This window comes from Prosthecobacter sp. (assembly GCF_029946185.1).
Classification (GTDB): domain Bacteria; phylum Verrucomicrobiota; class Verrucomicrobiia; order Verrucomicrobiales; family Verrucomicrobiaceae; genus Prosthecobacter.
Window position 1 is genome coordinate 7,835 of sequence record NZ_JAQSEA010000226.1, and the last position, 14,692, is coordinate 22,526.

The 14,692-nt window shown below is 59.1% G+C and carries 15 protein-coding genes and 1 pseudogene; 8 read left to right on the plus strand and 8 right to left on the minus strand.

The window, feature by feature from the left end:
* Positions 1 to 406 precede the first annotated feature (406 nt).
* From tsaE to PSV43_RS18820, 4 genes are all read right to left on the minus strand, one after another.
* Positions 407 to 823, minus strand: a complete 417-nt coding sequence (gene tsaE, locus PSV43_RS18805) for a tRNA (adenosine(37)-N6)-threonylcarbamoyltransferase complex ATPase subunit type 1 TsaE (RefSeq protein ID WP_300201006.1) — start codon at positions 821 to 823, stop codon at positions 407 to 409.
* Positions 820 to 1,725, minus strand: coding sequence for a thiamine-phosphate kinase (locus PSV43_RS18810; RefSeq protein ID WP_300201008.1), 906 nt, complete (start codon positions 1,723 to 1,725; stop codon positions 820 to 822). The genes tsaE and PSV43_RS18810 overlap by 4 nt, the downstream gene beginning before the upstream one ends.
* 73 nt (positions 1,726 to 1,798) lie before the next feature.
* Positions 1,799 to 2,110, minus strand: coding sequence for a hypothetical protein (locus PSV43_RS18815; protein ID WP_300201011.1), 312 nt, complete (start codon positions 2,108 to 2,110; stop codon positions 1,799 to 1,801).
* Positions 2,111 to 2,348: 238 nt separating this feature from the next.
* The gene (locus PSV43_RS18820) at positions 2,349 to 2,963 is read right to left on the minus strand and encodes a superoxide dismutase (RefSeq protein ID WP_300201014.1); all 615 of its coding nucleotides are present in this window, start codon (positions 2,961 to 2,963) and stop codon (positions 2,349 to 2,351) included.
* Between the two features lie 295 nt (positions 2,964 to 3,258).
* Between PSV43_RS18820 and PSV43_RS18825 the strand changes: the two genes are divergently transcribed.
* Together PSV43_RS18825 and PSV43_RS18830 are read left to right on the plus strand one after the other, a co-directional pair.
* Positions 3,259 to 3,747, plus strand: coding sequence for a hypothetical protein (locus tag PSV43_RS18825; protein ID WP_300201018.1), 489 nt, complete (start codon positions 3,259 to 3,261; stop codon positions 3,745 to 3,747).
* A 438-nt stretch (positions 3,748 to 4,185) separates the two neighbouring features.
* Positions 4,186 to 5,808, plus strand: a complete 1,623-nt coding sequence (locus tag PSV43_RS18830; RefSeq protein ID WP_300201021.1) for an excinuclease ABC subunit UvrC — start codon at positions 4,186 to 4,188, stop codon at positions 5,806 to 5,808.
* A 206-nt stretch (positions 5,809 to 6,014) separates the two neighbouring features.
* Here the strand turns inward: PSV43_RS18830 and PSV43_RS18835 are convergent, their stop codons facing one another.
* Positions 6,015 to 6,401, minus strand: a complete 387-nt coding sequence (locus tag PSV43_RS18835; RefSeq protein ID WP_300201024.1) for a DUF2237 domain-containing protein — start codon at positions 6,399 to 6,401, stop codon at positions 6,015 to 6,017.
* A 9-nt stretch (positions 6,402 to 6,410) separates the two neighbouring features.
* The gene (locus tag PSV43_RS18840) at positions 6,411 to 7,628 is read right to left on the minus strand and encodes a polysaccharide lyase 6 family protein (protein ID WP_300201027.1); all 1,218 of its coding nucleotides are present in this window, start codon (positions 7,626 to 7,628) and stop codon (positions 6,411 to 6,413) included.
* 59 nt (positions 7,629 to 7,687) lie between these two features.
* On the opposite strand from PSV43_RS18840, the gene PSV43_RS18845 reads away from it, so the two are divergent.
* The 4 genes from PSV43_RS18845 to PSV43_RS18860 all read left to right on the plus strand — a co-directional run bounded on the left by PSV43_RS18845 (position 7,688) and on the right by PSV43_RS18860 (position 9,672).
* Positions 7,688 to 7,930, plus strand: coding sequence for a type II toxin-antitoxin system Phd/YefM family antitoxin (locus PSV43_RS18845; protein ID WP_300201030.1), 243 nt, complete (start codon positions 7,688 to 7,690; stop codon positions 7,928 to 7,930).
* The gene (locus PSV43_RS18850) at positions 7,927 to 8,190 is read left to right on the plus strand and encodes a Txe/YoeB family addiction module toxin (RefSeq protein ID WP_300201033.1); all 264 of its coding nucleotides are present in this window, start codon (positions 7,927 to 7,929) and stop codon (positions 8,188 to 8,190) included. The genes PSV43_RS18845 and PSV43_RS18850 overlap by 4 nt, the downstream gene beginning before the upstream one ends.
* 71 nt (positions 8,191 to 8,261) lie before the next feature.
* Positions 8,262 to 8,633, plus strand: a complete 372-nt coding sequence (locus PSV43_RS18855; RefSeq protein WP_300201035.1) for a VOC family protein — start codon at positions 8,262 to 8,264, stop codon at positions 8,631 to 8,633.
* Positions 8,634 to 8,838: 205 nt separating this feature from the next.
* Positions 8,839 to 9,672: a type I restriction enzyme HsdR N-terminal domain-containing protein gene (locus tag PSV43_RS18860; RefSeq protein ID WP_300201037.1), complete on the plus strand. Its 834-nt coding sequence runs from the start codon at positions 8,839 to 8,841 to the stop codon at positions 9,670 to 9,672.
* Positions 9,673 to 9,685: 13 nt separating this feature from the next.
* Here PSV43_RS18860 and PSV43_RS18865 read toward each other — a convergent pair whose 3' ends face one another.
* Positions 9,686 to 11,335: an altronate dehydratase family protein gene (locus PSV43_RS18865; RefSeq protein ID WP_300201039.1), complete on the minus strand. Its 1,650-nt coding sequence runs from the start codon at positions 11,333 to 11,335 to the stop codon at positions 9,686 to 9,688.
* A gap of 88 nt (positions 11,336 to 11,423) precedes the next feature.
* On the opposite strand from PSV43_RS18865, the gene PSV43_RS18870 reads away from it, so the two are divergent.
* Both PSV43_RS18870 and PSV43_RS18875 read left to right on the plus strand, forming a co-directional pair.
* A complete protein-coding gene (locus PSV43_RS18870; protein WP_300201041.1) occupies positions 11,424 to 13,193 on the plus strand; it encodes an ATP-binding cassette domain-containing protein in 1,770 nt (589 codons plus the stop codon).
* A 146-nt stretch (positions 13,194 to 13,339) separates the two neighbouring features.
* A complete protein-coding gene (locus tag PSV43_RS18875) occupies positions 13,340 to 13,819 on the plus strand; it encodes a glycine cleavage system protein H (RefSeq protein WP_300201044.1) in 480 nt (159 codons plus the stop codon).
* 503 nt (positions 13,820 to 14,322) lie between these two features.
* On the opposite strand, the pseudogene PSV43_RS18880 reads toward PSV43_RS18875, so the two are convergent.
* Positions 14,323 to 14,692 (minus strand): annotated as a pseudogene (locus tag PSV43_RS18880) (c-type cytochrome); the annotation flags it as partial.

Genomic DNA, 14,692 nt, shown 5'->3' on the forward strand with positions numbered 1-14,692 from the left:
CGACGACCAAATCCTGCATCATCCTGCATTCTTGTTAATCCTGTCTGATCAATGCGGCTGAGACACGGTGGCGGCAGGGAGCCGATTTGGACAGGATTAACAGGATCGCAGGATTAACAAAATTTTCAGACACTAATTTAAAGGCACAGCTTCAATGCCGAGATTTCAAATCACGACGACCAAATCCTGCATCATCCTGCATTCTTGTTAATCCTGTCTGATCAATGCAGCTAAGACACGGTGGCGGCAGGGAGCCGATTTGGACAGGATTATCAGGATCGCAGGATTAACAAAATGATTGGAGAGTGATTCAAAAATCGCTTCGAGGTCGAGATTTCAAATCACGACGCCTCAATCCTGCATCATCCTGCATTCTTGTTAATCCTGTCGAATCAACGTCGCAGAGCTATTTAGCTGCGCCTTCACTCACCATTCGTGAGCCGTCTTGCTGGGGATTGATGTGAAACCAACGGGTGTGGGGCGGCAGGAGGTCGGGGAACATGTCGGCCCATTCGACGATGATGATGCCGGGTTCGGTGAGGAACTCGTCCCAGCCGATGCCGATGACTTCGGCGGCGGAGTCCATGCGGTAGAAGTCAAAATGGAAGACGGGCAGACGGCCGTCGAGGTACTCGTGAACGAGCGTGAAGGTGGGGCTGGTGACTGCGGCCTGTGAGTGCATGCCGGCGACGATGCCCCGGGTGATCTGGGTCTTGCCTGCACCGAGGGTGCCGCAGAGGGCGATGACATCCCCGGCGGCAAGGGTCGGCGCGAGCTGCATACCCCAAGCGTGGGCGTCGTCGGCTGTCTGCAGGGTGATCATGCGTCAGCACTGAGCGCGAAGTGGTCCCAGCCGGTGCTCTCGAAGTCGGGAGGGCGGCCTTCGCCGGGGAGGACGAGTTTGCCGATGATGGTGAGGGGAAGCTTGGGGAAGGCGGCGCGCCATTTGGGCAGCAGGGATTTTACGCTCCGTGGGTTGACGGCGAGGAGGAGCTCATAGTCTTCGCCGTCGCCCCAGGCTTGATCGAAGGTGCAGCCGGGGGTGCAGGGCAGTGAGGCAACATTCACCTGATAATGGGTGCCGCTGGCGAGGGCGAGACGGGGGAGGTCTTTGGCGAGGCCATCGCTGATGTCCATGATGGCATGCGGATGGGCATTTTCGGAGAGCCAGCGGCCTTCTGCGAGGCGGGGCTGAAATTTGAGGTGTTTGCCGGTGATGGAGCCACCGAGGCGGCCGGTGACGAGGAGGACATCGCCTGCTTTGCCTTCGCTGCGGGAGAGCCAGCGTTTGGAGGGCACGGTGCCGGTCATGGAGATGGAGAGCATGAGGACGAGTCCGCGTGAGGTTTCACCGCCGACGATGTTGATGCCGTAATCCTTGGCGATGGCGCGCATTCCGCGATAGATGTCGGTGAGGAATTCGACCTGCATGGTGGGAGGTGCCACGAGGGTGATCATGGCATGGCGGGGGGTTCCCCCCATGGCGGCGAAGTCGCTGACGACGCGGGCGATGGCTTTGCGACCGATGAGCTTTGGCGGGGTCTCCAGCGTGAAATGGACGTCCTGCACGAGGGCGTCGGTTTTGAGCAGGGTATGCTCGTGCTTGGTGCTACGGACGACGGCGCAGTCATCCCCTGCCCCGGCGATGACATCGCCGTCGAGCTTCACGCCGCGCATGAGCTTGCGGATGAGGTTGTCTTCTCCGATGTCGGCTAGGGTGGGCATTGGGGGAGAATGACGAAGGAATGCGTGGGGCGGGTCTTCGTGACAGGGCTCATTCGGTTTTCATTTGTCATGGCTACTGCTTAACGACCACATGGGTGCCGTCAAAATGGAGGAGGCGATTTTTGAGGCCGCGCATGGCCTGGCGATGGATGTAAACTTCGGTGCCGCCGAGCTGGTGGCGATGCTCGGTGGCGGCTTGGGCACCGCTGATCCAGGTGAGCTGGCACCATTCCTGACCGCTGAGCTCGCCCTGGGCGCAGCGCACGTAGTCGATGTGCAGGACGTCACCCGGGTGGCCGATGGACTCGATGTTGTGCTTTGACTCCAAGTATTCTGCGAAGGCCTGGGAGTAGATCAGGCCGTTGCGGAGGCGATGGAGGACCATGGACATTGGGGAAAGGACGAACTCTAAGGAAGCACCCAACCCTTTACACCGCAGAGTTTGGAACGCCGCAGAGATTTGATTTTGAAAGTCTTTCTCTGCGGCGTTCCCATCGATGCGGTCCTAGATCAGTGTTTTCCGAATGGCGGATGATTGAAGTGGCGAAGCTGAAAGCGACAAAGCGCGGACGGGGTGACCGTTCCGCGCTTTGTGGGAAGACGAGATCGTCGGGAAGCGGGAATCAGCCGAGGGCGGCGGTGTAGTTGGCAGCGACTGCGGTCCAGTTCACGGCGTTCCACCAAGCGGTGATGTAGTCGGGGCGCTTGTTCTGATACTTGAGGTAGTAGGCATGCTCCCAGACATCGCAGCCGAGGATCGGGGTGCCGCTGTCGTCCATGAGGGGGTTGTCCTGATTTGGAGTGGAGCTGACGACGAGTTTGCCGTCCTTCACGCTGAGCCAGGCCCAGCCGGAGCCGAAGCGGGTGGCACCAGCTTTGGCGAAGGCTTCTTTAAAGGCGTCAAAGCTGCCGAAGGTGGAGGTGATGGCGTCACCGAGGGCACCGGTAGGAGCGCCGCCGGCGTTGGGTCCCATGATTTTCCAGAACAGGGAGTGGTTGAAGTGACCGCCGCCGTTGTTGCGGATGGGGGCCTGGATGTCTGCTGGCACCTTGGAGATGTTTTTGCAGAGGTCTTCGATGGACAGCGCTTCTAGTTCGGCCTTGCCGGCGAGGGCGTTGTTCAAATTGGTGACGTAAGCGTTGTGATGCTTGCCGTGATGAATCTCCATCGTCTGCTGGTCGATGGTGGGCTCAAGGGCGTCTGTGGGGTACGGCAGTGGGGGGAGGGTATGGGCCATGGTGTTGAGGTGGGTTGAGGTTCTTGGGGGTTAGTAACGTGAATACGGGCGCGGGCAAGAAGAAGGTTGTCTCGACTTCGCGCTACGAAGGGTAGAGGTAATCAAGGTCTGTGGGTGTTTGCGACGCGCTCGTGGACGGCCGGGCTGTCTCCACACCCATCCCACAGGTGCGGCTTGTGCGCCTAAGGACCACCTCGCGCTGGGTTGGCGGTGATCATGCCGGGAAAAGGTTCCTGACAGGAATGACGAAATAGGCGGACTTGGAGAGACGTTCGTATGGACTCCACCCTCCTTCATGAAACGTGCTCTGTTCCTTCGCCTCGCTCTTGGTCTGATTTTGACATCCGTCCTGCCCTCGTGTGGGTTTGCGTTTCGGTCGGCATGGAAAAAGGGTGGATACGAAGTGCCCTCCACGGCTGGTGATTCCGCAGCCCCCTTCAAAAACAGTCTGCCGCAAAGCAGATGGGCGGGTACTTGGAACAGTGAGGCCACAGGTCACCAAGGGGCGCTGCGTTGCGTCACCTCCAACGCCATCAATGGCCAAGGCGACCATGAGTTCTTCTACCACGCCACATGGATGACCATCCTGAGCGGGAGCTACAAGGCGGTGCATCAGGTGCAGAAGCAAAGGGATGGCAGCTACACTTTCAAAGGAGAGCACCGGATGCCGAACTGGGCGGGTGGACTGTACCATTATGCGGGCACGATCAAAGGAGATGAGTTCAAGGCCGACTACCGCTGCTCCCTAGACAACGGCACGTACACGATGAAACGCGTGCGCTGAGCAACCAACCGGTAAGGCCAGGCGGAGCCGATGCCGCCAATGCAACTGAAGGGGATTTCGGAGGCGGTGCAGCCGTGGCGGGTGGTGGGCGAGTGATGTTTAAAGTTTCAAGTGGCCCCCCGTTCTTCGTCATGGGGTGCTGGCTTTAGCGGGCCTTCGACTGACCGTCTAGAGACATGACTGCAAAACAGCGGTGGGCATGCGTGGATGTGGAGGAACGGGGCGGAGGTGGCGAGGGGGCCTTGCTGCGCAGCAACAAGGCTACTTTTTCGCCTTGGCGGCTGGCGTGATGCGTATGATTGAAAGTGAGGTTGATGGCAGTTGTTGCAGGTTCAAAAGGTCAAGAGGGTCAAGAGTCGCGCCTTGACCGCTTACACACCCTTGACCCCTTGACGGCGCAGCCCTGACCTTCCCTCTGCGTCATTCTGTTTCCTCCTCATGTCCTCCACCCGCCAGAAACCTGATCTCGTCGCCAAACTGCGTGATGTGCCGCATGTGCCGGGGGTGTACATCATGCGGGACCGGATCAACAACGTGATCTATGTGGGCAAGGCGCGGGATCTGCGGAGACGGCTGGCGAATTACTTCACCCCGGCACGGTCGAAACTGGCAGACCGCAAGACGCGGGCGCTGATCGCGAGCATCTGGGATTTTGATCTGCATGAGGTGCGCAATGACACGGAGGCGCTGGTGCTGGAAAGCAAGCTGATCAAGGAATTTCGCCCGCGCTACAACGTGAGCTTTCGCGATGACAAACGCTACTTCATGGTGCGCGTGCATTTGGGCGATGCGATCCCACGCCTGTCCACCACGAGGCTCAAGAAGGATGATGGCGCGCGCTACTTTGGCCCCTTCCCGCATGGCATGGCGCTGCGCACGACGCTGAACTGGCTGAACAAGAAATTTGGCCTGCGGGTGTGCCGGCCGCTGAAGCCGGGAGAGGCGGACTACAAGCACTGCTCCAACGACATCATCAAGAACTGCTCCGCGCCATGCATCCTGCGCATTTCGCTGGAGGATTACAAAAAGCGCGTGGAGCAGGCGTGTGATTTTTTGGATGGGAAGTCGAAGGATCTGGTGACGGCGCTGGAGGAGGAGATGCAGCATGCGGCGGCACGGATGGACTTTGAAAAAGCGGCGGAGCTGCGGGACATGGTGGAGGACTTTAAGAAGACGCTGATCCCCACGCGAACCTTTGAGCGAGGGGCGCGGGCGCGGGTGATCCGCAGCATCAACCCGATGGCGGATGTGCAGGAGCTCAAGGAACTGCTGCATCTGGAACGGGCGCCGCTGGTGATGGAGTGCTTTGACATTGCCAACATCGGCACGGCGCACTGCGTGGCCAGCATGGTGCGCTTTAAAAACGGTGTGCCGGACAACTCGAACTACCGCCGCTACCGGATCAAATCGGTGACGGGGCAGAACGATTTCATCAGCATGGCGGAGGTGATCCGCCGACGCTTTTCACGCATCCTGCTGGAAGGGAGGAAGGTGGCGGGCGATGACGCTGACTTTTCCCAAGAGCCGCCGCTGGAGGTGATGCGCCGGCTGGAGAATGACGGCAAGCGACTGACGTATGAGGAGAACCCGAGCGCGCCGCCCGCCAAGCAGCCCACAAAATTTGTGAGGCTGCCTGACCTTGTGATCGTGGATGGTGGCAAGGGGCAACTCGGGGTGGCGGTGGCGGAGTTGCAAAAGCTGGGGCTGCATGGGCTGCCGATCATTGGTCTGGCGAAAGAGCATGAGGAAGTGTATCGACCGGGAGAGAGTCATCCGATCATCATTCCGCATGAACGTGGGGCTTTGAAACTGCTGCAGCGGATTCGCGATGAGGCACATCGGTGGGCGAATGGATACCATCAGCTTTTGCTGGGGCGGCGCGTGGCGGAGAGTCTGCTGGATGACTGCCCGGGGATCAGCAACACGCGCAAGGCGGCGCTCTTGAAGACCTTCGGCTCCGTCACCCGCCTCCGCAAAGCCACGCCGGAGCAGATCGCGGAAGTGCCGGGGATCAGCAAGGTGCTGGCGCAGGGGGTGCTGGAGTTTTTGGCGAGCCGGTGAGGGGAATCAGAATGGGATTGGCCGAAAAAGGGGAAAGAGGTGTAAAAAATCAGAGGCCGGGAATTGGTCACAAAAAAACGCAAAGAGCACAAAAAAGTCAAAATCCTGATCTGATTTTTCGGCCCATTTTAGACCTCTAATTTTTCACCTTCTTTCCCCTTTTTCGGCCATACCTTGTTTGTTCCTGTGGTGGACGACTGGGCTCGTCATTCATCATCTATCGCTTCGCCGGGATCATCCAGCGCATGCGCTTTCAAATCTTCCAGATCCACCCACTCCAGCGAGGACTCATGCGATGCTGAAAGGCACACGGGTGGGGCGCATCCGGCGTCGAGGGCTTCCTTCCAGCGTGTGACGCAGAGGCACCAGCGGTCGCCGGGTTTGAGGCCGGGGAAATCCCATTGGGGGGCGGGCGTGGAGAGATCGTTGCCGCTGAGATAGGAGAAATTCAGAAAGGCTTCGGTGGCTTCGATACAGACGGTGTGGAGGCCGACATCGCCGGGGCCGGTGCGGCAGTAGCCGTCGCGGTAGAACCCGGTCATGGGTTTGCGGCAGCAGCAGGTGAGTGGGGTGCGGAGGACGTTGGTACGCATGGGTGATTTTTACTTCCAGGAAGGGCCTGTGGGTTCGGATTGGAACTTGTCTGGCTGACCGCTCTTCTTGTCACTGTTATTCTTCGTTGTCACGCCATCGACAGCACATTTAAACTCAAACGCTTCACCCTTGCTTGTGTCGATGTAATTGTCGCTGATCCTAGTTTCAATCGGTGGAAGCGTGGCCTTTTTGTCACCGCTCATACCGATGAGGATGTTATGTGCGCAGTTGACGAAGCTGTTCCGTGTTATTTCCGCGTGCTTCACCTGAAAATAACCGTTCGCTGGTGAATCAGGAATGCCAAGCATGATGCATAAGGCACTGCGTTCTTTGTCACCTGTGAGGTTCTCGAAGTGATTGTCTGCAACAATGTGGTGTTCGCCGATGACTCGCACACCACCGGCTCCTTTGGCCCCGGCACCGTCAAAAACATTGTCGGAGACGATGCACCTGTTTCCATGGCGAAGGGTGAGGGTTCCGGAGACGCCTTTGAAGGTGTTGAAGCGGTAGTGATTGCCGCAGGATTTATTGGAGATGCACTCGGCTTCGCCATCACATTTCTCAAAGAGGTTGTGCTCGACGATGCAGGCGGCGGTTTGCATGGAGGTCTTGCTGTCGCCGAGGCGGATGGTCTCGCCGCCGTTCTTGCCGAGCCTCTGGCGTGGGCCGAAGTGATTGTGATCGATCTGGTGCTTGCCTTGATCTTGGGACTCGTTTGAGAGCCAGACAACCATGGTGGTGCCCTGGGTGGTCTTGCCGGCGATGTAGCAGTGGTCCACGCGATTGCGTGCGCCGTAGATGGAGATGAACTGGGAGGAGGCTGTGGAGGTGAGCTGGGTATCATTGGTGACTGCGCAGTTGGTGATGCGGCAATCGCTGGCGAGGTGCTTGGAATCTTTGCGCAGTTCGATGACCTGTTCGCCGGTGGGATTCTGAAACCACAGGCCGTCCACGATGATGTGGGAGCCACCCACTGAGAGGCGGGAGGCGCCGATGAAGATGACTTTGCCGGGGGTCTGGGCTTTGAGGGTGACGGGCTGCTCTGCGGTGCCGGTGGCGTGGAGCTTGAGCTGGGCGTCTGCCCAAGTGCCGTCATTGAGGATGAGGGTGTCGCCTGCGGTGATGGTTTTGGCGGCCTCTGAAAAGGCGGCGGCATCGGCGACGGGGATGTCTTTGGCCAGCGCGGGGAGGGCGAGAGCAAGGGCGAGGAGCAACGGCTTGTGCATCGCTGCATCAGAGACGGCGGAGGCTTGACGGCAAGGTTGATTTCCTGCACACTTCATACATGACCTCGATGCCTGAGTCCATAGCGCGCACCAAGCTCCGCCAGTTGATGGATGAAGCGGCGGATTCGCATGAGCCGATTCAGATCACCGGCAGCAATGGCAATGCAGTGCTCATCTCCGAAGATGACTGGCGCAGCATTCAAGAGACGCTGCATCTGCTGGCTATTCCCGGCATGCGCGAGTCGATCCGCAAAGGCCTGCGCGAGCCTCTGTCCAAAGCCTCCAAGAATCCCGGCTGGTGAACCGGGCCGTCGTCTATACCAAGCAGGCGCAGAAGGATGCGAAGAAAATCGCCTCCTCAAATTTGAAATCCCAGGCGCAACGTTTGTTGGAGGTGCTGGCGAAGAATCCGTTCCAGACGCCTCCGCCCTACGAAAAGCTGGTGGGAGATTTGGAAGGTGCCTATTCACGGCGCATCAACATCCAGCATCGCCTCGTCTATCAGGTCTATGAGGTCGAGCATACGGTGAAAGTGCTGCGGTTGTGGACGCATTATGAGTGACCCGGTTAGTCACCGCTTGCTCACACAACTTCTCTTGCCTCTGACGTTTCAACACGTCAAAATCGCGTTCCATGAAACCCAACCTCGTCTGGTTCGACATCCCCGCACTCGATCTTGACCGCGCCATCCAATTCTACTCCGCCGTGCTGGGGCGGGAAATTCGGAAGGAAGTGCTGGGTGGTGTGCCCACTGGCATGCTGCCGACTGCGGATGGCGGGCAGCAGGGATGCGTGGCGGTGGTGAAGGATTTCAAGCCTTCGGCGGATGGCATCATGATCTACTTTGATGTGAATGGACGGCTGAAGGAAGCGGTGGCTGCGGTGAGGGCGAATGGCGGGACGGTGCAGACGGATGCGCACTCGATCCGGCAGTATGGGTTTCGCGCGGAGGTGCTGGATTCGGAGGGGAACTGCATCGCGCTGCATGCGGAGACGGAGGGGTGACGACACTCACGTGGCCGAAACCTTTCTCTAGCAATCATCATTCTTTGGTAAATTTTTTAGGATGTCCGCCAAAATATTCTTTGGCGATTTGGATAATCAGGCTAAAACACAGCTAGAAAGCCAGCGGCCTCTTTGACATTGCGTCCTACGATGAAAATGCCAGACGGCTAAATTTGGCTCCCACAACAAACCTGAATCATTGAAAATGGCCTCAGCTCCAAAAAAAGTCGCAGAGAGACTCGTCGCAGGTATCAAACGTTTCCAGCCTATCCTTGCGAGTGCCAAGGCCCGTGACGTGGGAGAGGCAGACACTGTCACGATCATCAAGGACATGCTCGCCGACGTTTTTGGTTACGATAAGTATTCAGAAGTCACATCTGAATATGCCATTCGTGGAACCTATTGTGATCTCGCGACAAAAATCGACGGCACATTGCAGACCCTCATCGAGGTCAAAGCGATTGGTCTTGAGCTTAAGGACGCTCATGTGAAACAGGCTGTGGATTATGCTGCCAATCAAGGGGTGGACTGGGTGCTCCTCACCAACGGAATTTGCTGGCGGGTGTATCACATTGTCTTCGCCAAACCCATTGACCAAGAACTAGTCATCAACATCGATTTCTGCGCTCTCAACTCTCGCTCCGAGAGCGATATCGATCTGTTATACCTGTGGTGCAAAGAGGGCTGGGTAAGATCGGTTCTCGGTGAATACCACACACAGAAACAAGCACTCAGTCGCTTCTTCCTTGGAGCTATGATTCTCACGGACCCGGTGCTTGACATTATTCGGCGCGAACTTCGAAGGGTGTCTCCCGAGGTTCGAATCGAGACTGAGCAAATCAAGGCTGTTCTGACTAACGAGGTTATCAAACGTGAAGTTCAGGAAGGTGACAAGGCTGACGAAGCCCGTAAGAAGATCTCGCGTGCTCAGAATAAAGCTCTGCGAGCGAGCAGTCCCAAGGATGTCAAGCCAGAGGCAGCATCCTCACCGGAGATCATCATCCGAGCTACGCCTGCACCGGATGAAGGGACTAACTGAACTGTTATCCGCATTAAAGTGACACCCCGCGCTTCCACGGCAGGAAGTCATCCTGCCCCAGCGCCACGGCCTTCGGCACATACTCTCCGCTCGCTGTCACGATGACGAGTTCGAGCATGTCTTCGCCCATTTGTTCGACGGTTTTCTGGCCGGAGATGATGGGGCCGGTGTCGAAGTCGATGAGGTCGTGCATGCGCTTCGCGAGATCGCTGTTGGTGGCGATTTTTAAGGTGGGGCAGATAGGATTGCCGGTGGGGGTGCCGAGGCCGGTGGTGAAGAGCATCATGTTGCAGCCGCCGCCGGCGAGGGCGGTGGTGCTTTCGACGTCGTTGCCGGGGGTGCAGTAGAGGGTGAGGCCGCCGTGCTGGCGGATGGGCTCGGCGTAGTCGAGGACATCGACGATGGGGCTGGTGCCGCCTTTTTTGGCCGCGCCGGCGGATTTGATGCCGTCGGTGACGAGGCCGTCGCGGATGTTGCCGGGGCTGGGGTTGGCATCGAAGCCGGAGCCGCAGGCCTGGGCGGTGGCTTCATAGGCGCGCATGAGGCCGACGAATTTGTCGGCGAGGGCGGCGGTGACGCAGCGGTCGCTGAGGCTTTGCTCGACGCCGCAGAGTTCGGGGAATTCGCTGAGGACGGGGGCACCGCCGAGTGCGGCGAGGAGATCGGCGGTGTGGCCGATGGCGGGATTGGCGGAGATGCCGGAGAAGCCATCGCTGCCGCCGCATTCGACGGCCATGATGAGATTGCTCAGCGCGCAGGGCTCGCGGGTCTGCTCATTGGCGGTGGCGAGGCCGAGGAAGGTATCGCGGATGGCGTTCGCCATCATGTCGCGCTCGGATTTGCTCTTCTGCTGTTCGTAGATGAGCAGCGGCTTTTCCAGCTTGGGGTAGAGGGCGGCCATCTCGCTTTCCAGCAGACTGACCTGGGCGTGCTGGCAGCCGAGGCTGAGGATGGTGGCACCGGCGACGTTGGAGCTGTGGATGTAACCGGCGAGGAGGCGGCAGAGAGCCTGTGCATCCTGCCGGGTGCCGCCGCAGCCGAGGCCGTGCTCCAGGAACTTCACGCCATCGATGTTCTTGAAGACGCGTGCGGCGGTGGCGGAGGATTCGGCTTCGAGCGTGGCGGCTTCGATTTGATCGCGTGAGGCACCGGCGCGGTGGAGATCGACGAGGTGCTGGGCGAAGCGCTCATAGGGGGAGGTTTTGCCATAGCCGAGGCTGCGGGTGAGGGCCTCGCGCATGAAAGCGAGATTGCGGTTTTCACAGAAGACGAGGGGAATGACGAGCCAGTAGTTGGCTGTGCCGGCGGGGCCGACGGAGCGCTTGAAGCCGTTGAAGGTGCGGGTCTTCCATTTGGAGACATCCGGTGGGGTCCAGGTGTAATCGCTCTGCTTGCCGCTGAAGGCGGAAGTGGCGTGGACGACGTTGTGGGTGTGAATGAGGGCACCGGTGGCGATGGGCTGGGTGGCTTTGCCGACGGTGACGCCGTACATGGTGACGATGTCGCCGGTGGCGAAGTCATGGGCGGCGAACTTCTGTTTGGCGGGGATTTTTTCGCGGAGAGTCCAGGAGCGGCCGTTCAGAGAAAGGGCGGTGCCTGCGGTGAGATCTGAGAGGGCGACGATGGCGTCGTCGGCAGGGTGGACTTGGAGGATGGTGGCCATGGGTGCGCAGGAATAAAGCGTAGGATGACGAAGGGAAGGCAGAATTTTGAACTTTGCGCTTTCTGACATACCGGGTTAGATCGGGAATATGCTCGAAATCAACAATCTCTCCCACGTTGTGCCAGGAAAAGGCAAGGAGCCGCTGCGCGTGCTGGAACAGGTCAGTTTCATGGCTCCGGGCGGGCATGTGCTGGCGTTGATCGGGCCTTCTGGCAGCGGCAAGACGACGCTGCTGCGCATCCTTGCGGGTCTGACGGAACCTGAGGCTGGGACGATCACTTTCGGAAAGCGGGATCTGATCAAGCAACCCCTGTATGCCAATCAACTCGGCTGGGTGCCTGCGGGCGATGACAATTTGATCGAGCACCTGACGGTGCGCGAAAACTTGATCAGCGCGGCGATGCTGCGTGGTGCTGGACGCACGCGGGACGAGGTACTCTCGCGCGTCTCGCATGTGCTGGTGACGGTGGGGCTGGAGAACATCGCCACGGAGCGCACGTCGGCACTGGCACTGCCACAGCGCCGCAGACTGAAACTTGGCCTGGCACTGGTCGCGGACCCGGTGATCGTGCTGTGTGATGATTTCACCGTGGGACTGGATGTGCGCAGTGAGCGTGAGTTTGAGGCGCTGCTCAAAATGGTCTCCACGGACCGGCCTGACCGCATCGTGATCCATGCCACAGATTCGCTGTCCAATCTGGGAGCGTATGACACGGTGGTGGTGATGCATGAAGGCTATGTGGCTTTTCATGGTCCTGCACGTGCGGTGCCGCACTACTTCACGGTGCCGACGTATGATGAAGTCTATGCCCGGCTGGCCAAACGCCCCGCGCAGCGCTGGGGCGACTCATGGATGAAGCACCGTGATGCGTACTACGCGGCATTCAAGCTCGGTGGTGGCGTGGCTGAGAAGCTTTCCCCTGCCGAGGAAGATCCGGGCGATGAAGACCGCACGATCCTCATGAAGCAGAAGGGTGATGAGGCCCCAGATGAGGTCAAAAAAACTGCCGAAGCTGACACTCGGCCGATCATTCCGCTGCCCGGCATCATCAGCCAGGCGCAGCACTTGGTGAAACGCCGCTGGTCGCTGCTGCGCCGTACACCGCGTGAGTGGATCGTACATGCTTCGCTGCTGGTGGGCACGCCGATCGTTGCCGCGCTGCTGCTGCTGCCAAATTTAAAACTCCTCAAGGATATGCGCGGTGGCAGCACCGCTGCCGATGTGGTCTGGCCCGCGGCGAATACCGTCTCGATGATTGTCCTGATTCAGATCCTGCTGGTGCTGTTCATGGCGCTGCGTCTCGGCGCACGGGAGATCGCCGGGCGGCGCGCTCTTTACGAACGCGAACGCATCGGTGGTGTAAGCCCCGCCGCATGGCTGATCGGCTCCCTGCTTTTCATCCTGCCCATCATTCTGGTACAAAGCATCTGGATGGAGATTTTTTTGGATATCGTCACCGGCTCTGGCGTACTGCCGGGCACCGGCATGGCCAAGCTGGTGCTGCCGGCCCTCTCGGGTGCTGCTTTTGCGGCCCTGTGTCTGGGCATCTCTGCGAATTCTGGCACCAAGGAGCGAGCGCATAGCATTTCGCTCACGCTGCTCTGCGCCAACGTTCTGCTCTGCGGTGCGCTGCTCGGGTTCCCTAAAATTCTTGGGCATGTGGTGCATCCGTTCATTACGGCGCATTACGGGTGGTCGGGCATCATCGACTCGCTGGAAAAGACCCCCTACTTTGAGCCCATCGACAAACTGGTGAAGACCTGGTTTGCCACGCCGGATCTTGCAATGAGCATGCTCGGGGTGCATTTCCTCGTTGGCGTGGCGCTGACCTATGTGGGATTGCGGCGGAGGGGGTGATGCTGCGCGGTTAAGGTGGCTGCGCCGTCAAAGAGTCAAGGTGGCCAAGGTTCGTGCCTATAGCCATTCGAGATCACGACTCTTGCCGACACCTTGACATCTTGACCTCTTCTTGACTTCTTGACCTCTTCTTCCTCCCCTTCCCCATGCTCAATTTTGTTCGCTTCAAGCACGCCCGGTTTTCCGCCCGGTTTCCTGACACTTTTCGTTACTCGCGCTCGCATTACTGGATGGCGAAGGTGGAGGGGGAAACGGATCTGTGGCGGGTTGGCTTCACCAAGTTCGCGACGCGCATGCTGGGTGAACTTGTGGATTGCGAGTGGAAGCCCGCTGAAGGGGGGGCCGTTGCTCCCGGCGACAACATTGGCTGGGTTGAGGGCTTCAAGGCGGCTTCCGATGTTTATTGCGTGATGAACGGCGCGTTTGCAGGAGGGAATCCCGAACTCAAGGTGGATGCGTGCATCGTGCGCAGTGATCCGTATGAGCAGGGCTGGCTTTACAGTGTGCGTGGCGAACCCGAGGCGGAGAGCATGGATGTGCAGGGGTACATTGAACTGCTAGGCGGGACGATTCAGCGGATGGCCGAAGAGGGGCATGGGGAAGAGGGCGCGGGTGAGGAATTGTGAAGGAGGGGCGCGGGTCGAGATGCCTGCGCCGTCAAGAGGTCATGGTTCGTGCGGGTGATGAGGAGGCGACGGGGCTCTTTTCGTGGGCTGGGTTTGTTTGGCGCGCTGTGTGTTTTTACAGTTTGGCGCAAAACTCATTTCCCCTTCGCTTTTCACGACAACGATCCCTTCAAGTAGACAGCCCGCCCTACCTGCGCTGGGCAGGCGAAGGCCCAGCGTGAGAAGGTCGTGAGGCTTGTGCGCAAGCCGCTGCAGAGCGTCTGCGCGCGAGCTTTAGGAAAATCAGTTTCTCGCAACGCAATTGACCTTTGAGGCCGCTGAGCCAACTGCGTGGCGTTGGAAGGCGCGGTATAGTTCGGGGGTGTCAATGGAGCGCTGATGGACGGGCGGGCTGTCGCCACACCCATCCCATGAGAGCCCTGTCCCTCTCGCGAGATCAAGGAGTGCTTTGCACGGACTCGGGGCTTGACGGTCTTGGCAAGTCTTGCCCATTTCTTGACCTCTTATTTTCCGAGAAGGAACGCAAGCAGGTCGGCCATTTGATCCTTGGTGATCGCGGCTTCGAGGCCGACGGGCATGAGGGTGCGGTCGAGGGATTTCATTTCTTTGACGGCGCTGCGGGCGATGGTTTCCTTGGCTCCGCCCATCATGGCAAGGACGATGCTGTCGCTGGTTTCGGCCTGGATGAGGCCGGAGAGGGTGCGGCCGTCTTTGGTTTCGACGGTGTAGGCGCTCCAGCGGGCTTCGAACATGCGGTTGGGATCGAGGATGTCTGAGAGGAGGCCTTCGGGGGGCTTCACTTTCACGTCGGAGAGGGGTGGACCGACATCGACGCCGAGGGTGCCGTGCTTGTGGCAGGTGATGCAAATGGTG

Coding starts and splice junctions, on each gene's coding strand:
- tsaE (WP_300201006.1), bottom strand. CDS start 823: ATGATCACCCTGCAGACAGCCGACGACGCCCACGCTTGGGGTATGCAG.
- PSV43_RS18810 (WP_300201008.1), bottom strand. CDS start 1,725: ATGCCCACCCTAGCCGACATCGGAGAAGACAACCTCATCCGCAAGCTC.
- PSV43_RS18815 (WP_300201011.1), bottom strand. CDS start 2,110: ATGGTCCTCCATCGCCTCCGCAACGGCCTGATCTACTCCCAGGCCTTC.
- PSV43_RS18820 (WP_300201014.1), bottom strand. CDS start 2,963: ATGGCCCATACCCTCCCCCCACTGCCGTACCCCACAGACGCCCTTGAG.
- PSV43_RS18825 (WP_300201018.1), top strand. CDS start 3,259: ATGAAACGTGCTCTGTTCCTTCGCCTCGCTCTTGGTCTGATTTTGACA.
- PSV43_RS18830 (WP_300201021.1), top strand. CDS start 4,186: ATGTCCTCCACCCGCCAGAAACCTGATCTCGTCGCCAAACTGCGTGAT.
- PSV43_RS18835 (WP_300201024.1), bottom strand. CDS start 6,401: ATGCGTACCAACGTCCTCCGCACCCCACTCACCTGCTGCTGCCGCAAA.
- PSV43_RS18840 (WP_300201027.1), bottom strand. CDS start 7,628: ATGCACAAGCCGTTGCTCCTCGCCCTTGCTCTCGCCCTCCCCGCGCTG.
- PSV43_RS18845 (WP_300201030.1), top strand. CDS start 7,688: ATGACCTCGATGCCTGAGTCCATAGCGCGCACCAAGCTCCGCCAGTTG.
- PSV43_RS18855 (WP_300201035.1), top strand. CDS start 8,262: ATGAAACCCAACCTCGTCTGGTTCGACATCCCCGCACTCGATCTTGAC.
- PSV43_RS18860 (WP_300201037.1), top strand. CDS start 8,839: ATGGCCTCAGCTCCAAAAAAAGTCGCAGAGAGACTCGTCGCAGGTATC.
- PSV43_RS18865 (WP_300201039.1), bottom strand. CDS start 11,335: ATGGCCACCATCCTCCAAGTCCACCCTGCCGACGACGCCATCGTCGCC.
- PSV43_RS18870 (WP_300201041.1), top strand. CDS start 11,424: ATGCTCGAAATCAACAATCTCTCCCACGTTGTGCCAGGAAAAGGCAAG.
- PSV43_RS18875 (WP_300201044.1), top strand. CDS start 13,340: ATGCTCAATTTTGTTCGCTTCAAGCACGCCCGGTTTTCCGCCCGGTTT.